At 56.0% G+C, this 2,570-nt stretch carries 2 protein-coding genes; one reads left to right on the plus strand and one right to left on the minus strand.

Annotated elements, in window-relative coordinates; genetic code table 11:
• Window positions 1-221: 221 nt before the first annotated feature.
• Entirely contained in the window at window positions 222-1,244 is a 1,023-nt protein-coding gene (locus ACEQU8_RS00940) for an AraC family transcriptional regulator ligand-binding domain-containing protein (RefSeq protein ID WP_370260822.1), read from the minus strand.
• A gap of 79 nt (window positions 1,245-1,323) precedes the next feature.
• Here ACEQU8_RS00940 and ACEQU8_RS00945 point away from each other — a divergent pair, with 79 nt between their 5' ends.
• Window positions 1,324-2,298, plus strand: a complete 975-nt coding sequence (locus tag ACEQU8_RS00945; RefSeq protein WP_370260823.1) for an alpha/beta fold hydrolase — start codon at window positions 1,324-1,326, stop codon at window positions 2,296-2,298.
• The last annotated feature ends 272 nt before the right edge of the window (window positions 2,299-2,570 follow it).

Genomic DNA, 2,570 nt, shown 5'->3' on the forward strand with positions numbered 1-2,570 from the left:
GTGGAGGAATGCCCAACGCTGCGCGCTCGGCAACGTGTTGGCGATAGGACTCAAGCATGAGATCTCCCTAGATTGGGTGGGGTCAATAGAAACTGTTTGATTTTGAGGCAGTTCGCAGGCGCACACAAGTGCTGCAACGCAAAAGCAAACGCGCGAAACAGCCTTCGAAGTCTTATATATGATATAGGACTTTCCCTTATTTTTGAAGGGTCTCCAGCAATTCAAGGGCCTTTTAAGGCGCTTTGTCGCTTTGCACGCTGAAATTTGGCTGGGCTTTGCCCCAGTGCGCGTTTGAACGCATGCGTAAACGCACTTTGGTCGTTGTAAGCCAGCAAATTGGCAATGTCGGACAGGCTAAGCTCGCCTGCCTCCAGGCATCGCTGAGCCATTTCGATCCGAACCCGCTCAAGCTCGTCCCTAAAGCTGTAGCCCTGCTCTAAAAGCCGTCTCTGAAGGGTGCGTGAACTGATGCACAGGCGCTTGGCCACCTCGGTCAAAGTGGGCTGACCAGATCCAATCGCCTCTTGAAGCGCCCTCTGAAAACCCGGAATACCCTCTTCACTGGCCCTCACTTGCCGCAGCAGGGCCTCGGCCTGAGCGTCGAGCATGGCACGCATCACTTGGTCGGGCGACTTTAAAGGCGTTTGCAACAGGGCAGCGGGCCACTCCACCTCGGTGAACTCCCCGCCAAAAGCGACTTTGCAGTGAAAAAAAGCCTCAAAGTCCATGGCATTGCATGGACTGGGGTTGATGAACTGCACCCGGATCGGATACACCGGATGCTCAATCAGGCGGTTAGTAAAGGCCACCAACACAGCGATGGCCAATGAGTCGACCCAATGACCTGGTCGACCACGGGCTTTGTCCCAACGCAAAACCAAACGTTCTTCAACTGACACCACAGTAAGCGCATTGACGCTGTACACCAAGCCTTCAAACTGCTGCAAACGCGCAAAGGCCTCGCCCAAGTTGTTGCAACAACTGGCCACGTACCCCAAAAGCCCCATGTTGGCAGGCCGAACAGTGGCCGCTATATGCAAGGGCATCGCAGGATCGCCCAGTTGTTGGTGAACCCACTCCAACATCTCGGCCCAGGTTTGGACGTCAATTCGATTCAGCTCGCCCGCCTGCGGCCTGTTGTATGGCATTCGAAGCAGCAGTTGAGGGTGCGCGGCAGCGAGCCAATCGAACAACAGATTGACGTAGCTGGCAGACACATGACCAAGACCAAAAGCTGTACTCATTATTTGACAATTAATGTTGTCACACTGGATTCGTGTGCTCTATGCTAGCGCGTATTCAATGCCACCGAGCCTATGGAACATGGAAACATTTAAACGCACAATCAAACGAATGACCCACACAGCGCTTGCCTTGGCCGTTTTTGGTCTGGCCGCTTGCACACCATCTCAGCCCGAGGGCGAAATTCAAGGCGCAGCTGGCCTTGCCATTGCTGCAGAACGCGCTCTATCTGGACTGGACCGCAAGGTGCTTCAAATAGATGGTTTTGTGGTGCCCTACCTTCAGGGGGGTGAGGGAGACCCCTTGGTGCTGATCCATGGCTTTGGCGGATCCAAAGACAACTTCAACCGAGTGGCAAGGCACCTCACCAAGCACTACACGGTGTATGCCATCGACGTACCGGGCTTTGGCGCATCCACACGCGACCTTCAAGCGGACTACGTCATCAACACGCAAATCGACCGCATACACGCCATTATCGAAAAGCTTGGCCTGAACAAAACCCACATTGGCGGAAACTCCATGGGGGGTTGGATCAGCGGCGCCTATGCGGCCAAGTACCCCGATCATGTGCAATCTGTTTGGTTTTTGGCGCCTGCGGGGCTACTGGAGTCCCGCAAGAGCGAGGTGATTCAAAAGTTTGAACAGACCGGCGAAATCGTCCTGACGGCCAGCAACCGCGAAGAATTTGAGCGAATTGTGGATGTGGTGATGTACGAGCGCCCCGCCTTCGCCCCGGGCTTTGTGGTGCAAGCCATGGCAGATCGAGCCGCCGCCGACCAACCTTTGCACCAGCGAATTTACAAAGACTTTAAATCCGTGCCCTCCGATTTGGCCAGCGTGCTGCAGAACTCGGAATACCAAGGGCCAGGCTTGATTGTTTGGGGCAAGGAAGACCGCGTGCTGCATGTGGACGGAGCCGCCGAATTGAAAACAGCGGTGCCTAGATTCGATGTGATTTTGATGGACCAAGTTGGCCATGTGCCGATGATGGAAAAACCCGAGCAAGTGGCCAATGATTATGTGGCTTGGCGGCAGGGCTTGGGCAAGCAATGAGTAGCGGGGCCACGCCCCCGTTGATCGCTCAGCCTCTTGATGCAGGGTTGACACAGCTCGCTGGACCTGGGATTGGCCCTTTGGAGTGCTGTGCGCCGCGCTTTTTGGCCGGGTGGCACAGGTCGCGTGGCCGGGGATCAGCCCGTGGTTCCCTTCTTGTCCCTTCCGAGGGGGCATGCAAGGCGAAAATGTCGCCATTGCATCCGATTCGGTTTCCCGCCAAGCGTGGGGCTTGGCGGGGAAACACGCCTCGGCCCCTCGGTGTGGGCCAA

It is taken from the genome of Limnobacter sp. (assembly GCF_964228395.1).
Taxonomy (GTDB): domain Bacteria; phylum Pseudomonadota; class Gammaproteobacteria; order Burkholderiales; family Burkholderiaceae_B; genus Limnobacter.